Origin of the sequence: Paenibacillus solani (assembly GCF_001277345.1) — a bacterium.
GTDB lineage: Bacteria > Bacillota > Bacilli > Paenibacillales > Paenibacillaceae > Paenibacillus_AQ > Paenibacillus_AQ solani.
The window spans coordinates 237,162-263,965 of the sequence record NZ_LIUT01000001.1 but is presented as its reverse complement, the minus strand read 5'-3'; the positions used below and the strand labels follow the sequence as shown (position 1 = coordinate 263,965).

The 26,804-nt window shown below is 48.2% G+C and carries 23 protein-coding genes; 3 read left to right on the top strand and 20 right to left on the bottom strand.

Annotated elements, in window-relative coordinates; genetic code table 11:
* Nucleotides 1–256: 256 nt before the first annotated feature.
* The 12 genes from AM231_RS01190 to AM231_RS01135 all read right to left on the bottom strand — a co-directional run bounded on the left by AM231_RS01190 (nucleotide 257) and on the right by AM231_RS01135 (nucleotide 14,104).
* Nucleotides 257–3,544 (bottom strand): RCC1 domain-containing protein, encoded by a 3,288-nt coding sequence (locus AM231_RS01190; RefSeq protein WP_242615040.1) that lies wholly within the window; start codon nucleotides 3,542–3,544, stop codon nucleotides 257–259.
* 250 nt (nucleotides 3,545–3,794) lie between these two features.
* Nucleotides 3,795–6,392 carry a winged helix-turn-helix domain-containing protein gene (locus AM231_RS01185; RefSeq protein ID WP_054400945.1) on the bottom strand — a complete coding sequence of 866 codons (2,598 nt, stop codon included), beginning with the start codon at nucleotides 6,390–6,392 and terminating at the stop codon, nucleotides 3,795–3,797.
* A 156-nt stretch (nucleotides 6,393–6,548) separates the two neighbouring features.
* Nucleotides 6,549–6,908: a carbohydrate binding domain-containing protein gene (locus tag AM231_RS01180; protein WP_082341524.1), complete on the bottom strand. Its 360-nt coding sequence runs from the start codon at nucleotides 6,906–6,908 to the stop codon at nucleotides 6,549–6,551.
* A 482-nt stretch (nucleotides 6,909–7,390) separates the two neighbouring features.
* A complete protein-coding gene (locus AM231_RS01175; RefSeq protein ID WP_054400943.1) occupies nucleotides 7,391–8,521 on the bottom strand; it encodes an SGNH/GDSL hydrolase family protein in 1,131 nt (376 codons plus the stop codon).
* A 122-nt stretch (nucleotides 8,522–8,643) separates the two neighbouring features.
* The gene (locus tag AM231_RS01170) at nucleotides 8,644–10,059 is read right to left on the bottom strand and encodes a radical SAM protein (RefSeq protein WP_054400942.1); all 1,416 of its coding nucleotides are present in this window, start codon (nucleotides 10,057–10,059) and stop codon (nucleotides 8,644–8,646) included.
* A 17-nt stretch (nucleotides 10,060–10,076) separates the two neighbouring features.
* Entirely contained in the window at nucleotides 10,077–10,865 is a 789-nt protein-coding gene (locus AM231_RS01165; RefSeq protein WP_054400941.1) for a prolipoprotein diacylglyceryl transferase, read from the bottom strand.
* Between the two features lie 60 nt (nucleotides 10,866–10,925).
* Nucleotides 10,926–11,174, bottom strand: a complete 249-nt coding sequence (locus AM231_RS01160; RefSeq protein WP_242615039.1) for a hypothetical protein — start codon at nucleotides 11,172–11,174, stop codon at nucleotides 10,926–10,928.
* A 230-nt stretch (nucleotides 11,175–11,404) separates the two neighbouring features.
* Nucleotides 11,405–12,094 (bottom strand): DUF2087 domain-containing protein, encoded by a 690-nt coding sequence (locus AM231_RS01155; protein WP_082341523.1) that lies wholly within the window; start codon nucleotides 12,092–12,094, stop codon nucleotides 11,405–11,407.
* Between the two features lie 237 nt (nucleotides 12,095–12,331).
* A complete protein-coding gene (locus AM231_RS01150) occupies nucleotides 12,332–12,520 on the bottom strand; it encodes a hypothetical protein (protein ID WP_053489748.1) in 189 nt (62 codons plus the stop codon).
* 264 nt (nucleotides 12,521–12,784) lie between these two features.
* Complete coding sequence (locus AM231_RS01145; protein WP_054400939.1) at nucleotides 12,785–13,231, bottom strand: NUDIX hydrolase; 447 nt, start codon at nucleotides 13,229–13,231, stop codon at nucleotides 12,785–12,787.
* Nucleotides 13,232–13,274: 43 nt separating this feature from the next.
* The gene (locus tag AM231_RS01140; protein ID WP_054400938.1) at nucleotides 13,275–13,706 is read right to left on the bottom strand and encodes an NUDIX hydrolase; all 432 of its coding nucleotides are present in this window, start codon (nucleotides 13,704–13,706) and stop codon (nucleotides 13,275–13,277) included.
* A 152-nt stretch (nucleotides 13,707–13,858) separates the two neighbouring features.
* The gene (locus AM231_RS01135) at nucleotides 13,859–14,104 is read right to left on the bottom strand and encodes a PepSY domain-containing protein (protein ID WP_053489752.1); all 246 of its coding nucleotides are present in this window, start codon (nucleotides 14,102–14,104) and stop codon (nucleotides 13,859–13,861) included.
* A 217-nt stretch (nucleotides 14,105–14,321) separates the two neighbouring features.
* Between AM231_RS01135 and AM231_RS01130 the strand changes: the two genes are divergently transcribed.
* Entirely contained in the window at nucleotides 14,322–15,053 is a 732-nt protein-coding gene (locus AM231_RS01130) for a class I SAM-dependent DNA methyltransferase (protein ID WP_054400937.1), read from the top strand.
* Nucleotides 15,054–15,198: 145 nt separating this feature from the next.
* On the opposite strand, the gene AM231_RS01125 is transcribed toward AM231_RS01130, so the two are convergent.
* The 6 genes from AM231_RS01125 to AM231_RS01100 form a co-directional block, all read right to left on the bottom strand.
* Complete coding sequence (locus AM231_RS01125; RefSeq protein WP_054400936.1) at nucleotides 15,199–16,170, bottom strand: NAD-dependent epimerase/dehydratase family protein; 972 nt, start codon at nucleotides 16,168–16,170, stop codon at nucleotides 15,199–15,201.
* A gap of 214 nt (nucleotides 16,171–16,384) precedes the next feature.
* Nucleotides 16,385–17,743, bottom strand: a complete 1,359-nt coding sequence (locus AM231_RS01120) for a DEAD/DEAH box helicase (RefSeq protein WP_054400935.1) — start codon at nucleotides 17,741–17,743, stop codon at nucleotides 16,385–16,387.
* 190 nt (nucleotides 17,744–17,933) lie between these two features.
* Nucleotides 17,934–18,920: a hypothetical protein gene (locus AM231_RS01115; RefSeq protein ID WP_054400934.1), complete on the bottom strand. Its 987-nt coding sequence runs from the start codon at nucleotides 18,918–18,920 to the stop codon at nucleotides 17,934–17,936.
* 281 nt (nucleotides 18,921–19,201) lie between these two features.
* Entirely contained in the window at nucleotides 19,202–20,077 is an 876-nt protein-coding gene (locus AM231_RS01110) for a radical SAM/SPASM domain-containing protein (RefSeq protein ID WP_054400933.1), read from the bottom strand.
* A 287-nt stretch (nucleotides 20,078–20,364) separates the two neighbouring features.
* The gene (locus AM231_RS01105; protein WP_054400932.1) at nucleotides 20,365–20,592 is read right to left on the bottom strand and encodes a hypothetical protein; all 228 of its coding nucleotides are present in this window, start codon (nucleotides 20,590–20,592) and stop codon (nucleotides 20,365–20,367) included.
* A gap of 107 nt (nucleotides 20,593–20,699) precedes the next feature.
* A complete protein-coding gene (locus tag AM231_RS01100; RefSeq protein WP_054400931.1) occupies nucleotides 20,700–21,209 on the bottom strand; it encodes a DUF4241 domain-containing protein in 510 nt (169 codons plus the stop codon).
* Nucleotides 21,210–21,430: 221 nt separating this feature from the next.
* Between AM231_RS01100 and AM231_RS01095 the strand changes: the two genes are divergently transcribed.
* Together AM231_RS01095 and AM231_RS01090 are read left to right on the top strand one after the other, a co-directional pair.
* Nucleotides 21,431–22,804: a helix-turn-helix domain-containing protein gene (locus tag AM231_RS01095; protein ID WP_054400930.1), complete on the top strand. Its 1,374-nt coding sequence runs from the start codon at nucleotides 21,431–21,433 to the stop codon at nucleotides 22,802–22,804.
* Nucleotides 22,805–22,847: 43 nt separating this feature from the next.
* Nucleotides 22,848–23,579: a hypothetical protein gene (locus AM231_RS01090; protein ID WP_054400929.1), complete on the top strand. Its 732-nt coding sequence runs from the start codon at nucleotides 22,848–22,850 to the stop codon at nucleotides 23,577–23,579.
* 162 nt (nucleotides 23,580–23,741) lie between these two features.
* Here the strand turns inward: AM231_RS01090 and AM231_RS01085 are convergent, their stop codons facing one another.
* Both AM231_RS01085 and AM231_RS01080 read right to left on the bottom strand, forming a co-directional pair.
* The gene (locus AM231_RS01085) at nucleotides 23,742–24,401 is read right to left on the bottom strand and encodes a response regulator transcription factor (protein ID WP_054400928.1); all 660 of its coding nucleotides are present in this window, start codon (nucleotides 24,399–24,401) and stop codon (nucleotides 23,742–23,744) included.
* A complete protein-coding gene (locus AM231_RS01080) occupies nucleotides 24,376–26,757 on the bottom strand; it encodes a sensor histidine kinase (RefSeq protein ID WP_054400927.1) in 2,382 nt (793 codons plus the stop codon). The genes AM231_RS01085 and AM231_RS01080 overlap by 26 nt, the downstream gene beginning before the upstream one ends.
* Between the last annotated feature and the right edge of the window lie 47 nt (nucleotides 26,758–26,804).

Below are 26,804 nucleotides of genomic sequence, written 5' to 3'. Positions count from 1 at the left end.
AAAAAACGCGGGCTCCTCTATGAAAGCCGCGCTCTTTCATATTATTCTATATTATCTATATTACGCAAGTAGGATGTAACAAATTTGTTAGAACCTATAATAGACTTGTGGCATTTTTGGTAAAGTTTCCATAGTAAGAATCTGATCTACAATAACCTGCTTCCGATATAGATACCCCCTGTTAGCGATAATGAAATAACCGCCTCCCTATACGTTATAGAGAGGCGGTGGCTTACCCATACTCAGTGAAATCTGTTTATTTCCCTTGCTCTAATAACGCTTCCAGGCGAGTGAGCAGGACAACCGTCTCGGCCCGTGTTGCCGGGTTCCCTGGCCTCAGATTAGAGTGGCTGTCTCCTTGGATCAATCCACCAGCAGCTAGCTCCGTCATTGCTTCCCTTGCCCAGGCTGGCACCAGGGCATGGTCGTTGTAAGCAGACAGGCTGCTGTTTCCTTCCACAGGGAGCGAGGCTCCTGCAAGCTTCATGGCACGCTGCAGCATCACGGCAAGCTCTCCTCTGGTGACCGATTGATTCGGACGAATGCTGCCATCCTTATAGCCCTTCAAGATGCCTGCTTGCATGGCATCCGAGATGGCATCTTTAGACCAATCAGGCCAAGACTCGCTTGTGACCGAGCTGCCGGCCCCCGAAGAAGCGAACGGTCCAAACCAACGATTCAGCAGAACGACAAACTCGGCGCGCGTAATATAGCCGTTCGGCCGGAAGGTTCTATCGGGGTACCCGCTAATCTTAGCTGCTTTAACTGCTTTCATGATAGCATGCTCAGCCCAATGTCCTTTCACGTCAGAGAACTCTAAAGTCTCTATTCTTTCTCCGTCTTCCCCTCTCCCAGGCACCGGATCTTGATCTTCGATTACCGGAGGCACCGCTGGTTTGTCCCCTGTTCCTGACCCAGATTCCGGTTTCTTATCGGTTCCAGGATTCGGTTTGGGATAGGAGCCAGAGCCCGAATTTGACTCCGGTTCAGTGACCGTACCCGGATTCGGTTGCGGATTCGATCCTGATCCAGGATCGGGATTCGGGTTCGGCTGTGGATTTGGATTTGGATTTGGGTTTGGTTCAGGATTCGGATCAGGACCCGGATCTATATCAGTATCCGTAACCTTGATTACGGCACTAGTGGAATGCGTGCCATAAACGGCGTTTACAACGGTCTGTCCTTTCCCTTTCCCTGTAATCAGCCCCTCAGGACTGATTGTCGCAATCGTCTCGTCCTCTACCGTTAACTGGCTATTCGAAGTAATGTTCCTCGAATTGCCATGTTCATCCGCTGCGATTAGACTGGCTTGCAGCGAGCTGCCTCTCTCCAGTTCGTATTGCTGCTTGTTGAAGGAGATGTCTTTGATGAATAGCTCGAATTCAACCGTAATGGGATCCGCGAGCAGCAGACCTTCAAGTGACGACGCACTGATCGTGGCGATCCCCGGTTGAATAGATACCAAGGTGCTTTCATAGACGCCATAGGTCGACTCTGTCACCGTCGTCATCTGCCCCAAAGAAGAAGTTAACTCAATAGGGCCAAGATATTCATCCAGATCGTTGCCATGAGCATCCTTGATGTGAAGCTTGATCTCTGTGGATTGTTTACCATCTGCCACCACGATTTCCGGGTTCGCCGTTAATGTGGAATAAGCTCTGTTTGGAGCCCCGGCTCTAAACGATACTTTGGCCGACACGTCAAAAGGCTTGCCATCCAAAGTCACACCAATATTAGCTATACCTGCTGTATCGGATCGAAGCTCGGCTTCATACACGCCATAAGAGATTTCTACCGGTTCACTGACCGTTCCAAGCGAGCTGGTGAATACTGCCTTACCGCCGCTTCGGATCAGCTCATTTCCATCAGCATCCCTTAACTGCAACCTCAATACGACCGGATCGGCACTTCCAACGATGGACATGGAAGGCGTTGCTGTCAGCTCCGAATGGGCAGGGTGGGGCACTAAGGAGAGTACGACAATTTGTGCTGCTGGAACCTCCAGTCCATTGATCTGGGCCGTTACCTGAACAGGCCCTGGAGAATCTGCCAGCATATCAGCCGCATAACGCCCCTGTCCTACGTAACTTACAGGCCCTATAATTGTCGCCCCTACAGCTTGCATATCCACGATGTCCGTACCAAAGCTGACTGGCTGTCCTTCATGGCCGGCCAACTGAAGAGTCAACCGGTATGGCTGCCCCATAACCGGCCCGATGCCTTGTTTAGGCCAGTAAGCCTTGTCATAATGGCTGAGTGACAGTTGGATAGGTTCTAGGGCGCTGTCCATTGTATAGCCGCCCCCCAGCTGTCCCATTGAATTGTCCCCCATACTCCAGAGCGTGCCGTTATCCAGCAGGATCACCGTATGATGGCCGGCAGTCTCAGCTTGCAGCACTTTAGCCTTACCCTGCAGCGCCCCGGTGACTTGCCCTGGCCGCTCCTCCCACTGGTCGTCTCCGCGACCAAGCTGTCCTGTAATGTCCGTTGAACCCCAGATGGTATTGCCGCCCCAGGTCCACACGCTGCCGTCTTCGCGAATCGCTGCAACGTGTGCAATCCCTGCCGATATATCAACAACATGGCTGAAAGCATCTCCAGATGCTTTGTCCAATACAGGCTTGGGATAACTTGAATAAGTCCCCTGGAGTGTGTCTGAGCCTAGCTGCCCATAACCGTTGACTCCCCAGCTCAATAAGGTTCCGTCTTCTTTTAAAGCCAGGCTATAATCATTACCTGTAGCTACCTTCTTGATTCCATTCAGAGGATTCTTGTTCTTATCCAGCGCATGGACGGGATACGAACGACTAGTTAATGTGAGGTCCCCCAGCTGATAAGTTCCGTTATCCCCCCAGCCCAGCAACTCTCCGTTCTCCGTTACGGCCATGGTAAACCTATTTCCTGCATGGATTTGTTTAATTCCTATCAGGAATTCGGAAGCGTTCTTCTTCACCTGAACCGGTCTTTCGACATACTCCATCGGACCAGCGTTCCCGTTACCCACCGCACCCGACTGATTATCCCCCCAAGCCCACACGGTTCCGTCTTTCGCCAATGCGGCAGCATGCGTAACTCCAGCAGAAATCTGTTCAATCGGAGGCAGGCCTGCAATAGGAATGGCCTCGGGATAATAATAGGTTCCCTCGTACGGCCGCCCCAATTCATTACTTGCATTTAACCCCCAGCCGTACACGGTTCCGTCAGCAGATAAGGCAAGCGAGTATTGCTGAGATGCCTCAACCGCTATAATGTTCGTAAGAACTTTAAGCTCACCGTTCACATCTTCATAAACAGGCTGCGCAAAGCTGGTGCTGAAATTCATGCCTTGTTTCCCATTCCCCAGCTGTCCCACCACATTCGATCCCCAGGACAAAACCGTTCCATTATCCAGCAAGGCTAACGTATGGTACCCTTTTGAGGATATCGAAACGATGTTAGTCTCTCCGGATGAAACTGCCTTTACCGTATCCGCATGCCCTGTGGTACCCATTTGGCTCGCCAGCAAGAGTACGATGAGACATATGTGCCATATTTTACGTTGCACTACGACGACTCCTTTCTATCTATTTCATATGAATGCGACAAAAGTATACAAAATCCCGGGACTATTGCCTATTATCCAAAGTTAACAAAGGGGGACAAACGAAAAAAAACCGCGGCGTTTCCTCTGCACCACGGCTATGGTATATAAACATAATGAAGTAATGCATATGGTCGACAGCCATCCAAGCATGCCCCCACCCACGCATCGTCCGCACAAGGAGAAGTGCGTACGATGTACAATAGATGCTCCTCTATCTCGAACGTTCTATTTCAGATCCTGGGAAGGTCTTCAGCACCGCCTGTACTCTTGAGCTGACACCTAGCTTACTGTATATCCGGTTCAAATACACCTTCACGGTCCCCACCGTGAGTCCTAGCTCATCGGCGATGGACTGGTTGGTATCCCCCCGGTGAAGCAGTATCAGCACTTGCGTTTCTTGAGGAGTTAACCCATATGTACCGAAAGGGTCCAGAAGATCTAGGCCTACCAGCTTCTCCTGTCTTATCTCGTCCATCAGTTCAGTCATATATTCCTTCAATGGGGCTGTCTTCACAGAATCACCGATAGTATTCAGCTCCTGCAGCAGTTGATACAGCCAATTCCCCTCATCCATAAATGTGCGCTTATACCGATACGGCATGACAAGCGAGAGCGCCTCTTGAAGAAACAGCGCTGCTGCCTTAACGTTTCCGCGTGTGTATTCCGCCTGAGCCTGCAGGACGATGACAGAAGCGGTAATATTAATGCTTCCAGCTTCTTCGGCTTGAATCCTAAGAGCCGCAAGCATAGCTTGCGCTTGCTCGTTTCTCTGCTGATGAATGAGCAGGCGCGCCCATGTCATGATTTCCAAGGAATACTCAAGGCTTATCCGCTGCATCGATGATAGGTTTAACTCCTGAAAACCTACCTCTGCCTTGGACAGCTCTCCGTCTCTAAGATCGAGCTCCACCAAAAAAGCCCGCAAGGCACTGCACCATAATATATCTTCTCTTGCCTGCATGGCATTCAATGCATCCTGCACGATAGCCCTTGCCGAATGGCGGTTTCTTTCCTTCCGTTTGAGCCGTGCCATTGTCAGCCGGATCGGAATGAATAAGCCTGGCACGTCCCTGTAGCGCCTTCCTTCCAAAAGCCGATCCAACCAGAATACACATGCATTCACCTCATTCTTCTCATAAAAGCCTTCTGCCATGGCTTGCATTACATATTGACACATCAAGGAATCCTCCCAGCCATGGCTTTCCAGAATCGAGACGATTCGTGTGCCAACCTGTGCCGTGGTATCCGTAAGGACGCCTTGAAGCCCGAACGGTGTATTACGCACAAAGGGCTCCCGGTTATTGTAATTGAAATTAAAGAATATGGGATCCTCCGGCAGGCGATGTTCAATGGTTTGTGCAAACTGAAACCATTCATCAAATTGTCTGGAATTGAAAGCAAGATTGGCTTTTACAAAAAAAAGCCCGCTCAACCATTCTAGCTGCCGCTCGACTATCGGCCGTCCATACAGGCCTGCTTCCAATTGTTCAAGCAAATTCCGTGCTAGGTCATGCTTACCTCGGAGAGAATATACAAAGATCTTCACCAACAGCAATCTGTCCGGCAAACGGATTCCCTCGGGAAACCTGTTAAGCCACAGCTGAAGAAGGTCGAATTCTCCCTTCTTGATCAGCTCCATCATATGCTGATCCACCAGTGCGGCTGCCATCTCGTAATCCTCCGCCAACAAGGCATAATCGATCGCTTCCTCATGCCAACCTTCGCGCGCGTATACCTGGCTTGCTCTCCGGTTAAGCTCAATCCATCGTTCAGGGTCCTGCTGTTTTAATAAGCTGCTCAGGAAATCGCCAAACACATGATGGTAACGATGCCACAGCTCCTGGTGATCCAAGGGAATCAGGAATAGCCCTTTGGCTTTTAGCACCTCCAGCATGTCATCACATTCAGGCATCTCTGTGACGGCAGCGCAAATGTCCGCGTGAAATCGCCTCATAACCGAGGTTTCCAGCAAAAACTGTCGTAAAGGCTTGTCCAGCCCGCGCATGACTTCATGACTTAAATAATCACTCATATGCCTGTTACTTTGGCTAAAAGCATCGTAATCCGGCATGCCAGCAGCTTCGTTCTGCCGCAGCGCAATGAGTGCTAATTGCAGTCCGGCTGCCCACCCTTCTGTACGTTGCACCAATGTATTCAGCTTCTCGGGGGATAGCGAGCGCCCCAGTGTATGCTGACACAGAGAATTCGCATCTTCTTCGTTGAATGCCAGCTCCTGCGCCCCTATCCGCAGCAATCTTCCGCTTAACAGCCATCTCCCCATCCCCTTGAGGGGAAGCTCCGCGCGCGAAGCGATGAACAACCTGATAGAATCCGGCAAATGTTCGATCCAATAATTCAGACTTTCATGAATCTCCTGATGGGTAATCGAATGATAGTCGTCCAATACGACGTTTATAGACATAGAGATGCCATGCATCTCCATAATGAATGAATCCAAAAAAGAATAAATCATTTGATCTGAATAAGGAACCAGAAAGGGCAGCAGCCGATTTTCGATCCCGGGAGGTAAGTAGGGCAAGAGTGAATGGATCATATAGCGCCAAAATCTCCGCAAATCGTTATCCTGCTCATCTAAAGTTAACCAAGATGCCGGTCCCTGCGTCCCTTCGTGGAGCATATGCTGGACCAGTGCAATGGTCTTTCCGCTGCCAGCAGGGGCTACAACCGTGATGATCCGATAACCACTGCCCTGATTCTCCCTCTCATCCCATACAGAACGGCTGATCCATGCATCCCGTAATGCTGGCGGCTGCAATTTAGTTCTTAGAATGACAGTCCCTTCTCCCATGTGAGTCACCTCCAAGTCTTACTGTTACTATAAAATACTCTCGAGTATCTTTCCAGGTTAATCCCCTAAAATCTGCATTTGCTCAGATAGACAAGAAAAAAAGCAGGCACTATAGGCTTTACCTGGTTGGCCTGCTATTGTTTGCATTAAATAAACTTAGTTTCTAGTAACCGTCAAATCATCACCGTAGGCTTTTGCACCGCCCGAAGGTTTATAAACGTAGATGGTTGCTGTTGTATTGCTTGAACCCGTTGTAAACGTAATACTGCCTTGAGAATAGCTGGTGGTGTTAATAACGGAGTATTGCTCTGCACCGCCATAATTCTTCACCCCGATCCGGACGGGCTGACTGCTGTCAGCCGTCTTCCCATAGCCTGTAAGCGTGTAGGTTGTATTCGGCTCCAAATTTACGATTTGTTCAGCCGATGCTGGTCCCCCCGATAATTGAACTGCATAGGTCCCACTCCTCGAATTGCTGCTGACTACGCTAGCGGTATTCCAATTGGACCATGGCATATCTGTCAATACACAGCCGGTGCATGACAGCGAAGAGCGTCACACGCGACTTGCTACTTTTCTTTATAGCACATCTTACCTTACAACACCGATATATCTATAACAATGTCGATATTTTGAATGGATGTTAGCTGCATCTTGACATGACTAACCCGTAGATCCTCGGGATTAGTAGCCCAGTGCTGGTTTTGGCATCCTTCCACTTCGCATTCAGCTTATCGAATGCAGCCTGCAGATCGTCAGCCACGATTTACTCCCGAACATAATCGCCGGTACCGACGCCAATCTGATGATCGGCATGAAGCCGGAATCTTCCACGTACCCGGATACCTTCACGAAGAAATCGACCCAACCAGGGGCGTCGTCACAAGAAAAAGCCCGCTCCCACCGGGAACGGACTCTTTCAGGATTCATCTTATGAACAATTCATTGCGCTGACGTACTTCATGTGTACGCTAACATTCAACCTGTTAACGGCTCTATCACCTTGCTGATGCAGTCATGTCACCAATCACTTGCCTCAGCACAGGCTCAAGGCCGTCCGCCATCAGCTTGAAGCCGAGGTCCGTCGGATGAACCCCGTCAACGGTAGTTTCCCCCGGATCCGGACCTAACAAATCCGATCCATCCAAAAACGTTAGGCGATGATCTCCCGCCTCGGTCAGCTGCCGGATGAGTTCCATCTGAAACTTCTTCCGCTCGAGCCGCCCTTCCAGAATCTCCGGCTTAAATGATTCAGCCCCATGGGAAACGCGAGATATCAAGAGGATCGGAACGTCCGGATGAACCTGACGGTAGGTTTCGATAAATTGGGGCAGGGTCTGCCGGTAAGATTCGGTGCCCCCGCTGTTTCCCTCGTAATCAATCACTAGACAGGCAGGATCCGAAATCCGTGCCGCAAGTACGGCAAGCTCCGGTTCCCCCTTTCCGTTGCCCGAGAACCCTAGATTGATAAACTCCAGATGAAGCCTGCGGCTCAAAATATTCGTATATGACATGCCAGGACGCGACGCGCATCCTCCTTGCGTAATAGAGGTTCCATATACTACCACTCTCGCGCTGGAATCATAGGGCTCCGGTGCACTGACCTCGGCTCCCGGATCCAGTCCGATCCATATCTCCTCGACGCCCTGGTATAAGGGCATGTTGAGCAGGAACGAGCGGACTTTGCGGTCCTCGACATTGAAAAGGCTGCTCTCATACTCAACCTGGCCGGCCTGAAGGCGAGCGGTTCCCGCATACAGCCATTCGCCGGGGCCGCCGATATACGCATCCACTCCGCACTCCCCGGTTGGAGGCATATGGTACATGCCGGATCCTGCCGTCAGGCGCACGCGAACAGATACTTTCCGTGAATTCGTGCGGAAGCAGATTTGACCGCCCGATGTGCAGTTCGCTAACGCATCCACCTCCGGCCGGATGGGTACATCAGGTACGGCAGGAAGCCTGCGGAATTTCCGCTCGGTGTCGAACCAGGCAAAACCGGATACTCGGAAGGGCTTTTCCAATGGGGAATACCATGTCAGTTCATGTCCCCCCTTAAGATCTAACTTCATATTGTGATCCAACTGATAAGGGGATACCGCTCCAGGTTCAGGGGTGCTGTTCTGCATATTTCTCGCCTCCATATGTAAATTCGGAATGGAATAAAAAATCTTTTTATCTTACTCACAGATACTTTGCAGCGGAGCCCGTTTCAGCTTCACAGCCTTCGATCTCAATGCCTTAGAATGGCTTATCTGTCCCATGCCGTGGAAACCTCTTCCTTCAGCTCCTTCAACAGCTCCTCTTTATCGTCCCGATAGAACATATTATAGGTGTCAAACGGAATCATCCGCCCATCGGGATGCACGATATGAACGCAGGATTTCTTGACAGAGCGGACATCGAAATTATGGGCATCCAGAAACTGCATGATGATGACCCGGAAGACGTTGTCATACGCAATCTGCTCCGGCACGGCGGCCAGGGGCAGACAGCAGAGCAAGCTCTTCAGGGAAAGTGCAGAGGATTGCGGCGAGTGACCTGTGGATAACAGCTCGAACATCTTGCCCCGGATCACCGGGTCCTGCTCGAACACAATCGTGTTGCTGTCTCCTTCGAGTAATATTTCCGGATCGATCATCCGCGTGAGCGGCAGCACTTCCCCGCCCAGCTTGAGGGCATAGCCCATAGCCAGGCAGTCCGGGTGACAAGGCACCGGAAGAATATCCGCATCCGTAAATACCTCGGACTGGTCGATAATCATCCGCCGTACTTCGCTGACGGTGAGGCGGTCCGTCGCCGGATCATACCCCTCCAGCCGGCCCGCCGCCTGGATTGGCTGGATCGTGACGCCGCGTACCGCTTTTTGCTGCAGCCCGTACTGAATAATGTCGCCGATTTCGCTGTCATTAAGCCCTTTCTTGAGCGTGACGACCAGCGTCGTGGATATGTTGAATTCATTCAAATGCTCGATGGCCTGCTGACGGATGCGCCGCAGATCGGCGCCTCTCAGCTCCTTCAACACATGCGCTTCAAAGCTGTCGAATTGCAGGTATATCTCAAACCCCGGCATATATTCCGCTAGTCTGCGAGCAAATTCCCGGTCCTGGGCAATCCGGATGCCGTTCGTGTTCACCATGATATGCTTGATGGGACGGCTCTTGCACATGTCCAGAATATCGAAGAAATCCGGATGCGTCGTCGGCTCGCCTCCACTGATCTGCACGATGTCCGGCTCGCCCTCGTTCTCCACGATCCGGTCCAGCATGAATTCGATCTGCGCCAGTGACCGGTACGAGGTGCGATGCGGCGACGATTCTGCGAAGCAGATCGGGCACTGCAGATTACAGTGATCCGTAATCTCTAGGAGCGTGAGACAGCTGTGCTGCTCATGGTCCGGGCAGAGCCCGCAGTCGTAAGGACAGCCGTAACGAATCGGCGTATTCCAGACGAGCGGCATTTCAGAAGGCTTGATGAACTTCCGCGTCTGGTGGTAGTAGTCCGCCTCCGTAGCGATTAACACTTTTTCCGGTCCATGAATAAGGCACCGTTTGAGCATATAAATCTTGCCGTTCTCCTCGATGATCTTGGCTTCCACTTTACGATAACAGGTCGTGCATATGCTATTCGTCAATTCATGATATAGATAAGGTCGGTTTTTTGGCATATTTAACGCTCCTTTGGTTAGCTTGGAAGTTGGGAACCCGGCTTGAAGCGGCGAAGCCTGTCTCTGCCGCCGATCAGCCATGCATAATAGATCAGTCCAATGATGCACGCCAGCTGGATATTATTCATGCCCAGATAAGGATGCGGCGTCGGCTTGATCCAGTCGATTGCCAGACGGAACAGCAGATACCCGGCCATAAACCATTGAAACATCCGCCCGGACACATACTCTGTGCGAATGGATCTGCCGCGGCTCTGGCGATACAGCGGAATCAGCAGCACAGCCAGCACGATCAGGAACAGAATCTCGTACAGCTGGGTCGGATGGCGATAAATACCGTCCCCGAAATCCACGCCCGTGAACCAGGTCGTCGGTGTGCCGTAAGTATGGTCATCAAGACCGGTCAGAAAACAGCCGATCCGTCCGAGTCCCAAACCCAGCATCAGCGGATAAACAAAATCATCGCCGGTGGAATGCTTCCAGCCCACCCAGCGCTTCGTCAGCTCGACGCCGATCAATCCGCCCAGAAGGCCTCCGACAATCGTCTTGCCTCCCCACAGCAGATGAAATTGGCGAAGCTGCTCCCAAGTGGCAGCCGGATCTTCGAGCCAATACAACAGCTTGGAGCCAATAGCCGCACCGGCGATGATTCCAGCTAGAATCTGCAAGCTCATCAGCTTTGTCATGCCGCTCGGCCTGCGGGTCCATAGATACACGCGGAAGCCGATAAAGTAGGCCAGCGATTCAAACAGCACATGCGGATGAATCCGCCAGGAACCCAGATGCAAATAAACAGGAAACTCCATCGGTCCACTCCTTGAATACAGAAATTAAATAGGGTCCTAATTTTTTTAAGCCTGAGATCATTAATTAGAGAAAAGTATAGTTCCGCAAATCGCGAGCAGCAGCACAAGAAGTCCTCCCAATATGGCAAGAATGGACACAATCACGTTCATGACCACGTTCTTATGCGGCGGCGCTCCCGCCGAACCAGGAGCCGTCATTTCCCCGCAGCGAATGCGGCAGCGCCCGGTCTCCGGGTTATAACATTCGTCACATACGGGCTTCCCGCACCGCGTACACTGGGCAACGGCCATTTTTTCCGGATGATTCATACAGCGGTAACTTTCCATCCAATCACCTCTCTTGGAATATTAATCCTTACCCCCTATTGTAAACGCTGCCGGGAAAATAGACTACCTTTTAGGATACGAGGGCTGGTCGTGCAACAATTCAAATAATGAACACCGCCACCTTCAACCGGATCGGGAATACGGAAACAAAAAAGGCAAGCCCTCTGCCTCCTTCTCAAGCCAGCGCTTGCCTTGCTTATCTATTTCAGCTTTCATTGGTTAGCAGGTAGGTGCATCCTGCCAAACATTAAACTTGTTGCCGTCCCTATCCTTGAACTTGAACTGCAATCCGCAGGAGCCATGATCCACTCCCACCGCACCCACATTTCTTGCGGATTAAGCTCATACACTCCATTATCCCTGAACATGAAATGATGCATGATAAACTCTCGGCGGATGGTCGCAAAGTCCTCGTGATACCCTTTGATGAATTCGTTGATTTCCTTCTCGCTGTACTTTCGCCCCACCTCCAGCTGAGACACCATATGTGTGAGTACAATGAGTTTCTTCTTCAATTGAGCAGGAATGCTCTTTAATTTACCGTCCTTCGTGAAGAAATTGTTAAGAACCGATGTTTTCAACTTAAGATTGTTGTCCTGCATATGCTCTGAATCCTCCCCTTGCCTTACTCTGTGATAGATCAGCTTCTCTGTCGCCGCAGCGCTATGCTTGATGAAATAGTCATTCAACGAAAAATAAATCGTGTTCTTGTCCCTGCGTTCTTGAATGAGGCTCGCCTCCCGCAGCTTGGCGGCATGATGTGTAATCGTTGCCGGGGTGACACCGACCTTCTCAGCCAGCTCCTGCCCGCTCAGCTCCCCTTCGGCGAGCAGGATTAGCAGTTTGATCCGTGTCGGATCCGCGAGCGCTTTATGATAACTGACCACCTTATCCAATTGCATAAGTGTATGTTCAGCTCCTTTCTAATTTAACGATTATCTAATTTGATGTTTGTTAAATTAGATAATAAGCTATCAGGGATTATTTATAAACCCTAATATGAACACACTTATCTTTATCAACGCCAAGAAGCCTGTCCCTTCTTTATGAAGGAACAGGCTTCTTGAATTCAACGACTCTAGATTTACATACGGCACCTGTGCCGCTGCACCCAAGTCAATTGCCGGCGCAACTGCCGTTTACACTATCGCTGCGTCAACCCGGGACTGATCAGCATTCTGGCATCGCTTGCATACCTTCAGTGCCGTGCCGTCCGACTTGTTGGCAATATAGAGGAGCTTAATGCGAGTGGTGCTGCATACCGGGCATGTCCCCCGGCCACGAGATGGCATGCTCCACAGGATGCGTCCCCGTTTGGTTTTAGCCATGATTCATATCTCCTTCATTCATATTCTCTCTTATGTTGTAGCGAACCCCGCACAGCAGCTTTTGTTATCCGCGATTATTCTCTGTTATACGAACCCCAAATCTTTAGATTAACAATCAAGCTGGATGACCTGTGCAGCTCCATTATAGAGGAGGTCTGCCGCCGAATATAGGGAATGAATGACTATGAATTCTTTTTTACCTAAACATCTTCCTGTTTCGCAGGCTCCTCATGGGCTCCACATCCGCTGAATCTCTGGAACCCCCTATAATCCAATCTGGCTCTTAAGCCCTTGGTAGCTGCCTGCCTCCGGAAATCCATTCAGCACGATGGTCATGAATTTCTCCGAGAAGCCGTAAGCCGTCAGATCCCGAATTGGGATCATAGCTACATCACCGATCGGGTTGAGGTCATATTCATTCGATGGAAGGCGTAGCTCTCCGGCTAAACGTTCCAACAGGAACGTAATATGTAAAAGGGACTGCGAAGAATCCGGTTTGTCGCATAGATACAGAAGCTTTGTCACTTCTATGATAAGTCCGGTCTCCTCCTGAATTTCTCTAATCATTGCCTCTTCCAACGTTTCTCCCTGCTCCACTCTTCCTCCTGGAAGGGACCAGCCACGTTCTGCGGAAACACTCTGTTTGACAAGCAAAATCCGTTCGTCTTCGATCAGAATCCCGGTTACTCTCACCTGCAACAGGCTGTTCATATACACATCACCTTTTCTTAAGATTTTTCTACCAGGAACATACTTACTTGAGCTTGCTTTGCGTCTCCTCCGCACGCTGTGCGCTCTCCCTCGTCCACGGCGGCGTTAGCGGATGGTTCATGATCTCGGCCAGTGTCAGCCACTGCACCGAATCCACCTCATCGGAACTTTTACAATACGGCGTACCTTGATCATATTCGCACAAAAACACCATATTAATGACGGGACGGCCATCGTCCGTAACAAAAGAAGAGCTGTAGACATACGTAACATTTTCCTTTACCGTGACTCCAACTTCTTCGTATATTTCCCGCTTCACCGTGCGCTCCAGAATTTCCAGCGTGTCGCCTTCCTTGTCGACTTTGCCTCCCACAAACGAAAGCGTTCCACCGGCGTTCTCCTCCTTTAAGCTGCGCGTTATCATCAGCCACTGCCCATCCTTATGCACGGCACCTTCCACATTGACGATAAACATATACTCCCCCCTCTTGGAAGCCTATTTTTACTTAATATGAGTATACCGTTGTCTCTCACCTTACAGTAGACTGCAAAATAAGTTCATGAAAAAACCGAGCGAAACGGTGATTCTCGTCTCACTCGGTTTATTCCATTTAGCCGGAAGACGCCTCAATCCACGTCGTCTTCTTCCTCAACACTTAAGATTCTTCCGGATCTCGCGAGGATCTCTACTTCAAATAATCTGTTGTCAGCGGTCTGAATAAATATTTCGTAGACCATAACACCATGCTCCAAATCCATATCCACATGTACAATTTGACCCGGTACCCGGGCGAGTGCAATTTCTTGAGCTTGCTGCATGGTAATTCTCTGCTGGGTCACCGCCCTTGGCACCTGATAATAATTGCTATACATCAAAATAACATCCTCCTCATTAAAAAGTCAGCCCATGTACCATATGAAAGGGACCCAGAGTTGGTGCAACTTTATCTGTCAACATTCGAATTGTCGGAGGGCGATGACATGATGCATGATGAGGTGATATTTTTCTGACTTATTCGTTCATACCTTATCACCAATATGGTAAAGTACAACATGGTGCATTTTAGGTTGTTATTCAAAGGAGGTACCTATGAACTTTCACGGATCTGATTTTTATGACGATAACTCGAACTTCGAGAAGTATATGCAGCGGCGGCAGTGGCAGGAGAATGCCAATGATACGCTGGAGAAGCCCGTCATATGGCAGCTGCTAGGGGAAGTCTTGGATCGGCATGTACTCGACCTGGGGTCCGGGGATGCCGGGTTTGGCGTGGAATTACTGGAAAAAGGCTGCGCCGCATACGTTGGGATCGAAGGCTCCCGCAATATGGTGAAGGCCGCCACAAACCAGCTTATGGATTACAATCATGGGTCCGTTCTGCACATGAGGATGGAGGACTATACATACCCAAGTGACGCCTACGATGTGGTAATCTCCCGGCTCGCCCTTCATTATCTGGAGGATATCGAGACCGTCTTTCACAGCATTCATCAGACCTTGAAGCCAAACGGAAGGTTTGTGTTCTCAGTGGAGCATCCCGTCATCACCTCTACGCTTCAGCCCTCTGGCACAAGAACGAATTGGGTCGTAGACAATTATTTCATCGAAGGCTACCGGGAGCAGCAATGGCTGGGCGGCACCGTTCATAAATATCACCGGACCATCGAGGATTATTTTAACGCGATGCAAGAAGCCGGGTTTATCGTGGAACGGCTCAGGGAATCGAAGCCTGTGCGGGAGCATTTTGCAAGCGACGAAACCTATGAGCGCAGACGCAGAATTCCGCTGTTCCTGTTTCTGGCGGGGAGAAAGCAAGATTAGTATGTCTATGAAAAAAAGCCCCTTTCCACTTAACAGGAAAGGACGCTTTATGGTTAAGAAGCAATCACTCGCACACAGTTACTGTGTTCGCTTCGTCGAAGAGAAGCCGCCTCTGCGGCTGCATAGGTGCAGAGACTGACTCGGTCTACTCTTCGACGCATTTGCGGAGTGTCTCCACAATCGCTGCGTACACATCATCCTCTTGGTATTGCAGAATCGGCATTGTATCCGCCGGATCCAGATAGGCATCTCGGTCTTGAATCAATGCAGTTACACTCATATGGATGCCGTGCTCCTTACCGGCTGCGGCTGTGGCCGCATCCAGCTGTTCCATCGCAGGTTGCATCTGTTCCAGCGGCAGCACAACGACCTTGCTGTCTTTCTGTCCCAGTGCGTCAAGCACCATCTGGTGGAATTCGCTGTGCTTCATGTTGATGCCACTGATCGCATATTTGCCGCGGTGTTGGCCATGCTCAATCGCGCCGATTGTAGCTTCCGCCACTTGTTGTGCCGTCACGGCTGCCGTTCCGCCCGCCAGAACCGGTACCGTATCTTTTCCTTTGACACGATCAACGAACATGGTCCAGAGCGGCATGCGTCCGGGCATGATCCCGAAGATGAACGGCAAACGCAGAGTCATTACATCCATGCTGTCTTCACCCTCCATGCAAGCTACTTCTTCTTGCAGCAGGCGGGTACGTGGATACGCATTGTCTATAAGCGGCAGATCTGTCCACTTCTCGGCAAAGTGGGCGAAATACGAGCCGTACAGCACGAACTTCTTCACTCCGGCCTGCTTGGCCAATCGAGCCAGACGCTGTGTGGGAAGAACATTCGCCTCATAGAAGAATTTCATGGCTGGCGCCTCAGGTACCATACGCTCATCCGCACCCGCCGCATATACAAAACTGTCCATGCCTTTCAGCATATCCAGAATCTCTTCATCACTCATATCATTAATATTGCCTAATCTGCATTCAACCTCACGCGGCAGCAGATCTTCTGTTGGCAGCGGAGGCAGCGATACCGTGGATACTTTATATCCTCTTTTCAGCATTTCCTTAATCGTAAAATAACCTAAGAATCCGGTTCCACCCAAAACGAATACATTTCTCATGAAGTCCATCCTCCATATCCGGCTAGTTTTGATGTAAGACGATTACTGATCTCTCATATCTATCTTAACTCATAGTGAAGGAAAGAATCGGCATTCATATGATAAGTTTGTGAAAATTTTAACAAAGTATTAATGAGCTGCTTAATGATCCGATTACATAAAACACACGACAACCCTCTTTCACTCAGGAAAAAGGGTTGTCCGTTTGCTATATTTACTTTTTCACTATTTTCGGCGCTCGGTTAGATCTGGTGGAACCGGATCTGGTATGAGCAGCCTTGGACGGAGTAGACTTGGTTGAAGTAGACTTGGTTGAAGTAGTCTTGCTCGAAGCAGACTTGGACGAAGCGGTCTTGGCTGCAGCAGTCTTCGCTCTGGCAGGTCTTGCCGAAGCCGGCTTTGGCGACCGGTCTACCTTGGAGGCTCTTAATGAGCTAGACATCGGATAGGCATGATCCTTGACTTCTGGAATGGACTTTCCGATTAACTTCTCAATATCCCGCAGAAAAGGCACCTCGTCCACTTCGCAGAACGAAATCGCTGTTCCGCTCAGCCCCGCTCGCCCTGTCCGGCCAATCCGGTGAACATACGTTTCGGGAATATTCGGGAGGTTGAAGTTAATGACATGTGACAGCTCGTCAATGTCAATGCCTCTTGCGGCGATATCCGTCGCTACCAATACTCGTGTCTCGCCACTTTTGAAGTTTTTAAGTGCGTTCTGACGGCTGGTTTGCGATTTATCACCATGAATGGCCTGAGCTGTAATATTCACCTTGTTCAGACCGCGTGCGACCCGGTCAGCTCCGCGCTTCGTACGGGTAAAAACCAAGGCAGATGCAATCGATGGATCCTTGAGCAGCTCATTCAATTGCTTCTGCTTACTCCCCGTTTCCAGCAGGTACACGGATTGCTTGATCCGCTCGGCCGTAGAGGAAACCGGGGTAATCTCCACTTTTACGGGATTGTGCAGTAGTGTTTTGACCAGCTGGTTGATTTCTGCAGGCATCGTGGCTGAGAAGAAGAGCGTTTGTTTCTTGCTCGGCATTTTGGCGATGATCCGCTTCACATCATGAATAAAGCCCATATCCAGCATACGGTCAGCTTCATCCAACACCAGGATCTCTACATGCTGCAGATCGACTTGCTTCTGATTCATGAGATCGATAAGCCTGCCTGGGGTGGCAATCAGGATGTCTGCTCCTTGCTGAAGCGCCCGCTCCTGCGTTTTCTGCGAAACGCCGCCAACAATTGCGGTCGAACGCAGCTTCGTGAACTGGCTGTAAGCTTTGACATTATCCGAGATTTGCAGGGCAAGTTCGCGGGTCGGCGACAATACCAGCGCGCGAATGCGGCGCCCCATGCCCGGTTTAGGAGGCTGTTCGTTTAACAATTGGATCATCGGTACCGAAAAAGCGGCTGTCTTCCCTGTTCCGGTTTGGGCACAGCCCAGCAAATCTCTGCCGGCTAACACAGCCGGAATGGCCTGAGCCTGAATAGGCGTCGGCGTCTTGTAATTCTCCTTGGCCAGCGCCTTGAGAATGATTGGGGATATATTTAAATCTTGAAATGTCATAGGGTCTCCTTTAAGGTGAATATCTTTATTGTGCATCACGTAACATAGGGCATCTCATCATTGAGTCTCCACAAGCCGTTCGTTTACGTCATAACACATAACGATACCACATATCGGCATCAAAAAAGAAGCGGAATTTTTCTCCGCCTCTTGGTTGGGATCTCGTATCGTCTTCGTTATGATAAAACTTTTAATCAATAGACATGATCTTCCACTTTCCCTCTTCTTCATTCAAAGCAATATAATACCAAAATTTAAGGTCTTCATTTAACGAATTATCTTCATGTGGTTTGATGGTTAATATCATCGATACGAGACCTTGATTACCCTCCATTTCATGGAAATCCTCTATCTCCAAGCCTAGAACTTCAAAAGAAGGTAAGCCGTAGTCTTGGTAATTAAATAACTCTTTGAATCTTTCTTCGTCTTGTTCATTCACATATTGTGCATGAAGATTAATGAGTTTGACCATTTCTTTTTGAATGCCTTCATATTTACTTTCGTCCAGCGGTGTAAAACTTGGTACAGCATTTTCTTGCTTAGGAACCTCTCCATATAGAGAATCGATGACATCCTTTTTTAATTCTGCGTACTGACTATTCTCAGATAATAGTGACATCTCTGCTTTATCCAGATTGTCTACACTGAATTTCCCTTGTTCTAGAGCATTAATCCAGTAACCCTGTCTCTCCTCATTCCATACTAAGAAAACAGCATATTTCAAACGAGACTCCATTTTCTTGTAGTCTTCATAATTAAATCTGATGAGTCCTTCTTCACTCTCAGCAAAATAGGTAGGTTCGAGTACGTTAATCGTCTGCCCTATTTCTGCACCAATTTTATTTTCAAATACTTTATTTACTTGAACTTCAGTGAGTGTATATCCTCTAGATGGGCCTTTCCCTTCAATAATCACATTTTCCGACTTCTCGGTAACAGTTACTTCTGCCACTACCTGTGAAGCGGAAAGAGCCTCTTCATAATTTGCAAATATAGCATGATCAGCAGAGATTTTATCTTCTTTGACCAACTTTGGTTCGGTTGCATTAAGTTCCGTTTCAATAACTGGTGAGGCAACTTGTTGGTTTTCCTCTGTATGATGATTTACATATGAATATCCACCGATGCCCAATAGCAAAGCTGAAGCTGCTGCGATCAAAAAGAGCCTTTTGTTCATATTTACCACCCCTGGTGAATCGTGTTAACTATAAGACGTCTCTTTTATAGATCTAGTTGCATAAAAAGACAAAATGAAAATGAAAAACAGCCTCTGCGCAAACGTTGCGAACAGAGGCTGTGTTTTTGTTGAACTGCAGTATTTCATAAATCGCCGCTCACGACAGATTTCCACCAAAAATGAGGAATGATAATTCTGGACTGGATTAGGCGCGATTCTCTGCAGATGGTTGCATCAAACCATTTAAATCACTTTTGCAGTTGTGCTTGGTCAATCCTTGGTTAAGCTCCGAACCGCTGCCGATACCCGCATTTCCGGCATAACTCCTCGACAGCTTCCCGGCGTGAGAAGCCTTCCACCAGGTTATTTGCCCGCTCACCGTCAACGATATCCGAGAACGACTTCTGATGGATGTTGCCTAAATTGATAACCCCTTCCCCGTCCAGACAGCACGGTACGACCGTTCCGTCGACCAGGATGGCTGCCTGGCTGCGAAGCGCATGGCAGAAGCCCTTGCCGTCATCTTCCGGTGCCGAAAGACTCGGCCATTGGAATTCGTAATCCTGGTTCAGGTAGATGCGCTCGGCAACCTTCACGCCGCCACCCGGCTCAACCTTCTCCTCGATCCGGTAGTCCAGATTAAATTCCTGCTCCAGAATTTCAAGCGTCTGACGGTTGCGGCTCTTCTCCAGGTTCGTTTGGTTATCCTGGGTCAGGTTCCACAAACGGAAGGAGAAGATCACCTTATGCTCCTCGGCCGCGCGGACAAAAGATAGAATATCCCTTAGATATCCCTCACGGTTCGTAGAACCCTCGTGTCCATCGAAGCTGTGGAGCGAGAAGTTCATCTGTCTCAAGGCTGGCTTGCCCAGCAGCTTGTGCCGGTTCTTCGCGATCAACGTGCCGTTGGTCGTGATGTTGACCTTGAACCCTTTTTCATGGCTAATGTCCAGCAGCTCGTCGATCTTCGGATGGAGCAAAGGCTCCCCCTTCACGTGCAAGTAGATATAGCTGGTGTGCGGCTTGATCTCATCCAATCTTCTCGCAAAATCCTCTACCTTAATAAAGTTAGCCTTGCGCTCCGTCGGCGGGCAGAAGTGACAGGCCAAATTGCAAATACTCGTAATCTCTATGTAAACTTTCTTAAATGTCTTCAAGTTGTTACTCCCCTATCCCATGTCTATGATCCCATGATGATCTGCCAGCTTAATCGCTTCGCGATCCTTCATATCGTACCATAGGCGGGCTGTTACAGCTACAATTATAGATGCTATCTGATACCACTCTATTAAGCATATTAAGAGGGGAAACAGAAGCTGTTCGTAAAATTCAAGAACCGCGCGGATGCGCGGTTCTTTACCTAATATGAGCCAACATGATGGAGGTCACCGGACCCCGGGTTCCTCTTATGCTGACTCGCATAGAAGGTCTTGCTAAGGTCTTTTTATTTTGATTCTTTGTCGTCATTTTCTGCAGCATCGCCAGCTTTGTTACCCAATACTGCCCCTGCGACACCACCTGCAATGGTACCAATTGGACCTAGAACGGAGCCTACAGCAGCACCCGCAACGCCACCACCTGCAGTTCCCAAAGCTTCTCCAGCGTTGACACCCTTGTCGTTATTGTCGCGCTCAGAATCAGTTCTTTGATTGCGTTCGTTATTGTTAGCCATCCATCTCACTCCCTCGGAATTGTGATAGGAACAACCCCTTCTGGCTTGCCAGACGCGGTTCCAAACCATATCTTGCCCCAACCCCTGGGAAAGAATTCTTTAAACAACTAACGCTTAATAAACACAATCTTGACGGCAACCACTTGTTCCTGCTGATTTACTGCCTTATATACGCCGTATGCGCCGTCGCCCATGCCAGTACGAGACACAACGCCGCCATCGAGAACACCTGCTTCTTCCCCGCTCTCGGTAATATCGCTGCAGGCATAATACCATGCGGTATCTGTACTGTCCGACGACGCGTCTGTGTCAGGAATTCGGAACTTTGGCTTATCAAAAATACCTGCTTGTCCGCTGTCCACCCCTGCCACAAAAGGACATTTGATCCACTCCAGAAACTCTCCCTGTTCGGCAGCAGATAGATGGTAAGCGGTTAGCTTGGCATTGGCTTCGCCCCAGTCCGGGATCTCCACCTTCTCGACTTCAGAGACCCATGTCCCATCCATAACAGACTCCAGCAGGCCCATAATGACCGTGTTTGCATCCAATTCATAACAAGGATCCGCGACAACCAATTGTCCGGAACTCACTTCGAAATTGCCCAGTTGAATGATCAATGAAGATACCTCCAATATGTGCTTATAATATGTTATTTTACCACGTAAAAAAGGAACGTTCCCATTAACCTCTTCAGATTCATCCATACTTTGTTCATTTTATATTGGCATTTCCAGCAAAATTAACAGTTAAGTATTGACCCATCACGTATAAATGCATTAGATTACTTATATACGTCATTTTCCTGAATATGGAATATATGGGCTAGGGGGTGAGGTCATTGATATCTGTAGATAGAACGATTAGTACGGATGTGTTACGGTACTTGAAGAAGGAGAAGCTCAGCCTCTCCTCGTTTGCCATGAAATCGGGTATCAATTCGGGAACGCTCAGCCGCTTCATTAATGGCAACCAGCCCCTTTCCGTATCAAGCCTGGATCGGATTACGGAAGCGATGAACATGGAAGAGGGAATCTTTTATTCTTTATATGTACATGAATCGACACCAAATTGGAGAAGGCTTGGGCCCTTCATCATGCGATGTGCCGAGCTGGGGAAACTCAGCTGTATCGATCAGGCCGTTGATCGAATTATAGATAATCCGGCATATTCATCGCTGCTCTTTGATAGCGCAGAAACGCTATATCATAACGGGAAACGGGAAGCCGCCTTAATTCTGTACAAAAAAGTGGCAGAGAGCGAAAAGCACCAGCATGCCGAGCGATTGGCCTTGTGCCAATATCGGATTTTTCTATGTTCTCTAAATTCGGACCAGGAGCATAATCTGAACTGCACGATACAATTTGAAGCTTATATTAAACGGCTCCCGGAAGGGGTGCAATTAGATGCGTTAAAAGATCTAGCCGATACATGGTTATCCTTACGCAAATGGTATAAAGCAAAGTACTATACCCAGGAAATGGGACGCATCTCCCGCATGTTGTATGCCAGGAAACATGATACTTCCAGACCTCATAGAAAACGGACCGAACCAGCCAAGCAGTTATTTGGATATATTTTGTACTCTGATTTACTGTTAGGCACCATAGCCGAATATAACGATGATTATGATCAAGCAATTTATCACTTATCCTGTTACGAGGATCAGAGCTGGATTATCGAGTCAGACGAAACGGCCGAGCGGATCAAAGCGAAGTTCCGGGTTTGGGCTAGAGGCAACCGTTATCTGTATGAGCTCATGAAGGGTAATATTGACGTACTGGAGCCCTATATCGAGTTTATCTCTTCAAGGGAGAATGAAGTTTTGAAGGGGTTATTTAGAATCATCAAAGCAGCGAATCTATACCATTTTGAAATCGATAAATATCTTGATAGATTTGAACACCTGATCAGGGCTCATCTCAAGCGGCAAGAACCCATTGGCGGTTACACCGAGCATCTAATGAATGACCGTTTTGCCAGCTTCCTAGCAGATGTCGGTATGTATTATATACGGAAGAACAACAAACGAAAGGGTCTGCAATATATGCTGGATAGTTTAGAATTCTCTTATACCAACAATAATGCAATCAACATCGTAAGGTGCTGCACAAGTATGGAGCATATACAATCTGATCTGAATCCAGACGATCTCGAGAGATATGCTGCGATCCGCAATAAGATCAAGGACAGCGGCACGCTTGTTCTTCTTTAACTTCATTTCTTCATTAATAAAAATAGAATAGGGTGAACACGAAATGAAAAGCTTAGGTATCGCATTCATCATCATAGCTTGCCTCCTCGCCGGCTGCAGTCAGGCAACGGATGTTCCCACCCAGGATTCAGCCATTCAAGTTCCTGATTCGGACGATTCTGGCATAGAGGAACAACAACCTGAGGCATACTCTCTCCATTTCAAGGAGGTGGAGCTTGAGGAACCTCTAAAGAGTATAAGTACAACCGATTTGACTAACGTCATAAACAAGCAAAAGATTGATGAATATACGATATATTTTTATGAAGAAAAAGGGTTAGATGAGGAAAATGTGCGTGCGGCTATTCAGATAGATACGAAGCTCTTAGAAATTGGACAAGTTGGTTACGCTGCGCTTGATCCTGAACAATATACAGTCAGCCAGGTTCAGGCACTGGATCAAACTTATATAAAAGTTAGCGGAGCATGTGGAGCTAATTGCCCCATAAGTTACTACATCCACCCGGATATAAGCTCCCCCATATCACTGCGAATCGAAGCGCATACGGTGGAAGCAGATATTGACCAAAACGGGATTAACTACATTGTTGCGTCGGTTGGCACTGCTGCCGATACCTCCATTTACAAGCTTAGAGATGGTCATATCGTTGCAGCCAATCTTAACGAAACGCTGGCTGCACAGGCAGTCATATATGACAAAGAATCCAATATGTTCGGAGATGGAACGAGAAATTGGAGGGTCAAGGAAGAAGAGTTGGTGCTGTTTAAGGAATAGCTTTATTGATTGAACCAGCATGATATGAATCGGTGAGACTCCAATAAAATTGATGTAGTCCTACCGCCTAATTGCGGGGTTAGAGGGTTATAAAATAAAACCGGTCAATGATGTCGGTATGTCACCGTAACCATCATTGACCGGTTGCTCTGTTCCTCGATCTTATACAAACTCGCTAGAACGAATCAGGCCCAATCTTCTAGCCTCGACGATCGCTTCCGATCGGGAGCGTACGCCCAGCTTCTCAAAAATTCGCGTTAAGTTATATTCAACTGTTCGCTGGCTCATCAGCAGCTTGGATGCAATATCCCGGTTACTGCTGCCGCTGGCCACTTCCTGCAGTATCTCCTGTTCGCGTTCATTGATGGACACTTCCTCCATCACCTTCTCATTTGTTCCTTGATTCAGACGCACCTCTCTGCGCCGAAGCTGACGTAACAGCGAGACCGGAATCACCGCTTCATCCCGCATCACGCATCGGATTGCATTTAGCAGCTGCTCCCGGCTTGCCGTCTTGCTGACAACCCCGCTGACCCCGGATTCAATTAACATATTGAAATTCGGGCTGATCTCATACCCTGTATAAATGAGGATTCGACTCTCAGGATTTATTTTAATCATCCGCTTCGTAAGTTCAATTCCGCTAATGACAGGCATATTCAAATCAAACAACATCACATCATAGTTTTCTTCGGCAGCGAGGTCCAGAGCCTCCATCCCTGACATAAGTACAGTTACTTGCATTTCCGTATCCTGTTCAATCATATTCTTCGTTCCCTCACCAACAGAGGGATGATCATCCACCAGTAATATTCGAATCATCTTTATCCTCCTCACTTTCCATGTCTATACTCGGTGACTCCAACGGCAGCGTAATCTTCACTTCTAACCCCTGGCCCATTTCAGATTTGAAGCGGATGCTGCCCTCCAGGCTATGCACCCTTTCCTTAATGCCCGACAAGCCCATATGATGATAAGAATCCTTCAAATCCTCCAACTTAAGTCCGACACCGTCATCTTTATAAGACAGGCAAATTCCCTCGTCTTCCTCCAGCGTAATGAATATATTAGAAGCCTGTGCATGTTTGCCAGCGTTACGAAGAAGCTCTTGCACAATACGAAAAATAGCGAGCATTTGTTCATCGTTCAACTTAACCTTAAAGTTATCTGCCTGGAAATCCACGACATAATTGCTGCGAATCTGTGACTGCTCGAACAAGGTGTTCAGCGCCTCCACGATGCCCATCTCTTGCAGTAATGGAGGGCGTAATTCATTGCATGTTTCTCTGATCTGGTGAATTACATCGAGTAATCCCTCGCGGATATTCCATAGTTTGAGCTGCAAATCCTCCGACATTTCATAATCCGTCATAACGGACTCCAGTTGACGATACCAGAGCAGTTGATCCTGCAGGGCCGAATCATGAAGGTCGGATGCCAGCTTCCGCCGCTCCTTCTCAGATAATCGAAATATGAGTCTTAACACCCAAGGGGATGTGGAGGATCCCTTTTTCCTCTGAAACTCTTCCTCCAAATCTTCGATTAGGCTTTCTATTAAATATAGATTCTCGTATACGATGGCACTATAGTTGGCCAGTGTTTTCAGCCATGCACGTTCATCGGTATTGTACCTGGTCTGATTATCTTTATTATCCAGCCACAATATATGAAGGACACTGCCTTTAATGCCAATCACGATGCAGATCCCACGATCCACAGGGACAATCTTGCCGATAGATAACTGCTGAGAGGTTTTATGAAAAGATGCTATGATCGAATCCCGCAGATCCATCAGTGATTTCTCCAAACTTACATGCTTCAGTTGATCCATCTGAATGTCGAAGAAGGATACATCCCTCACCGGCAGCACCTGGCAAATTTCCTGCTCGAGCACTCGTTCCAGATCCGACCGGTTCATTACTCTCGATATTTGGGTCGAAAACCGATTAAGACTTCCTTGATAATTATGCAAATCCTTGTTAATACGCCCTCTTAATCGGCGATCTGCATATTCCTTCACGAATAGAAACAATATAAGGAGTAGATAGCTGGCCAGAAATAGCTGAACCCAATTTACCCAAGAGTAATTATTCTGACTAAGAATAATGGCCGCCATCACGGATAATAATAGCGTTGGTAAAAACGATAGGCTTGCATAATATTGAAAACGACTAATCAAAAAATCAATATCGAACAACTGCTTAGTTGTGAACATATACAAGTAAACAATTGGAATGGTCAACAGGAATATGGCTGCGATATGTGACGGTATAATATACTGGCCAAACAGCTCAGGGACAGCATACATAAAGATAAATGGAAAGAAGCCCGTAACATGCCCAACTAGCGTCAGCTTAAACAGGGAACGCAGAGGTCCATAGCGATGCTTGGTAAACTTCTCAATCAATTTATAAATGATAAGTATATTAATTGCGGAGAAATACACCAATTTGAGAATCGAAATGATCCCTCTAGGAATATTATGCAGTATAAGATTGCTGAGCTCCAAACTGATCGAAACCAGAATGATCCCGAATAGGATATTTAGCCATCGCCGATTAACAAATTTCTCATGATAACGATCAAGATATCGGTTCATAAATAAAATGAAAAATACCGGTACAAGAACAAAGGATACAGTTAGTGCAAGTCTCCCTACCGGGTCTGCTCTGCCTGAAGAAAAAGAACTTAAATAAGCGATACCAATAGACATAAAAAACAGGATGAGCTGTATTGCTGCTTTGTCGCCCTTCTTATGTCTATAGACAATAAGAGACAAGATGGATAATATAAGGACCGCAGTCAGCGGTAGAACTAGCTGCAATACCAGTTCATCGGATTTTAGGCCTTTATCCACTTCAAGATAAATGTCTAGTAATTCACTGCCGTTCCCTGGGCGGCTTAGAAGAATCGAAGAAGCTCCTTCAATTACATCGTACAACTTGACGGAATAGAAGTCCGCCGCAGGTTTCCCATCGATTTCGACGATAATATCTCCAACCATCAATTTGCCGTAACACCAATACCCTTCAGGGGTGTCCTTCACTATGTATTGGCCTTGACTATTTGTTGTCACGTCAGCTCCAATAATCGGAAACTTAAGGATCGAAATCGATAAATAACCTGCAAGGACACTAATGAGTATCATCAATGCTGTAATCTTATATTTATATGCCAATGGAGATCCCTCGCAATTGTTAGTCGTTCTAGCAACTTTTAGTACTT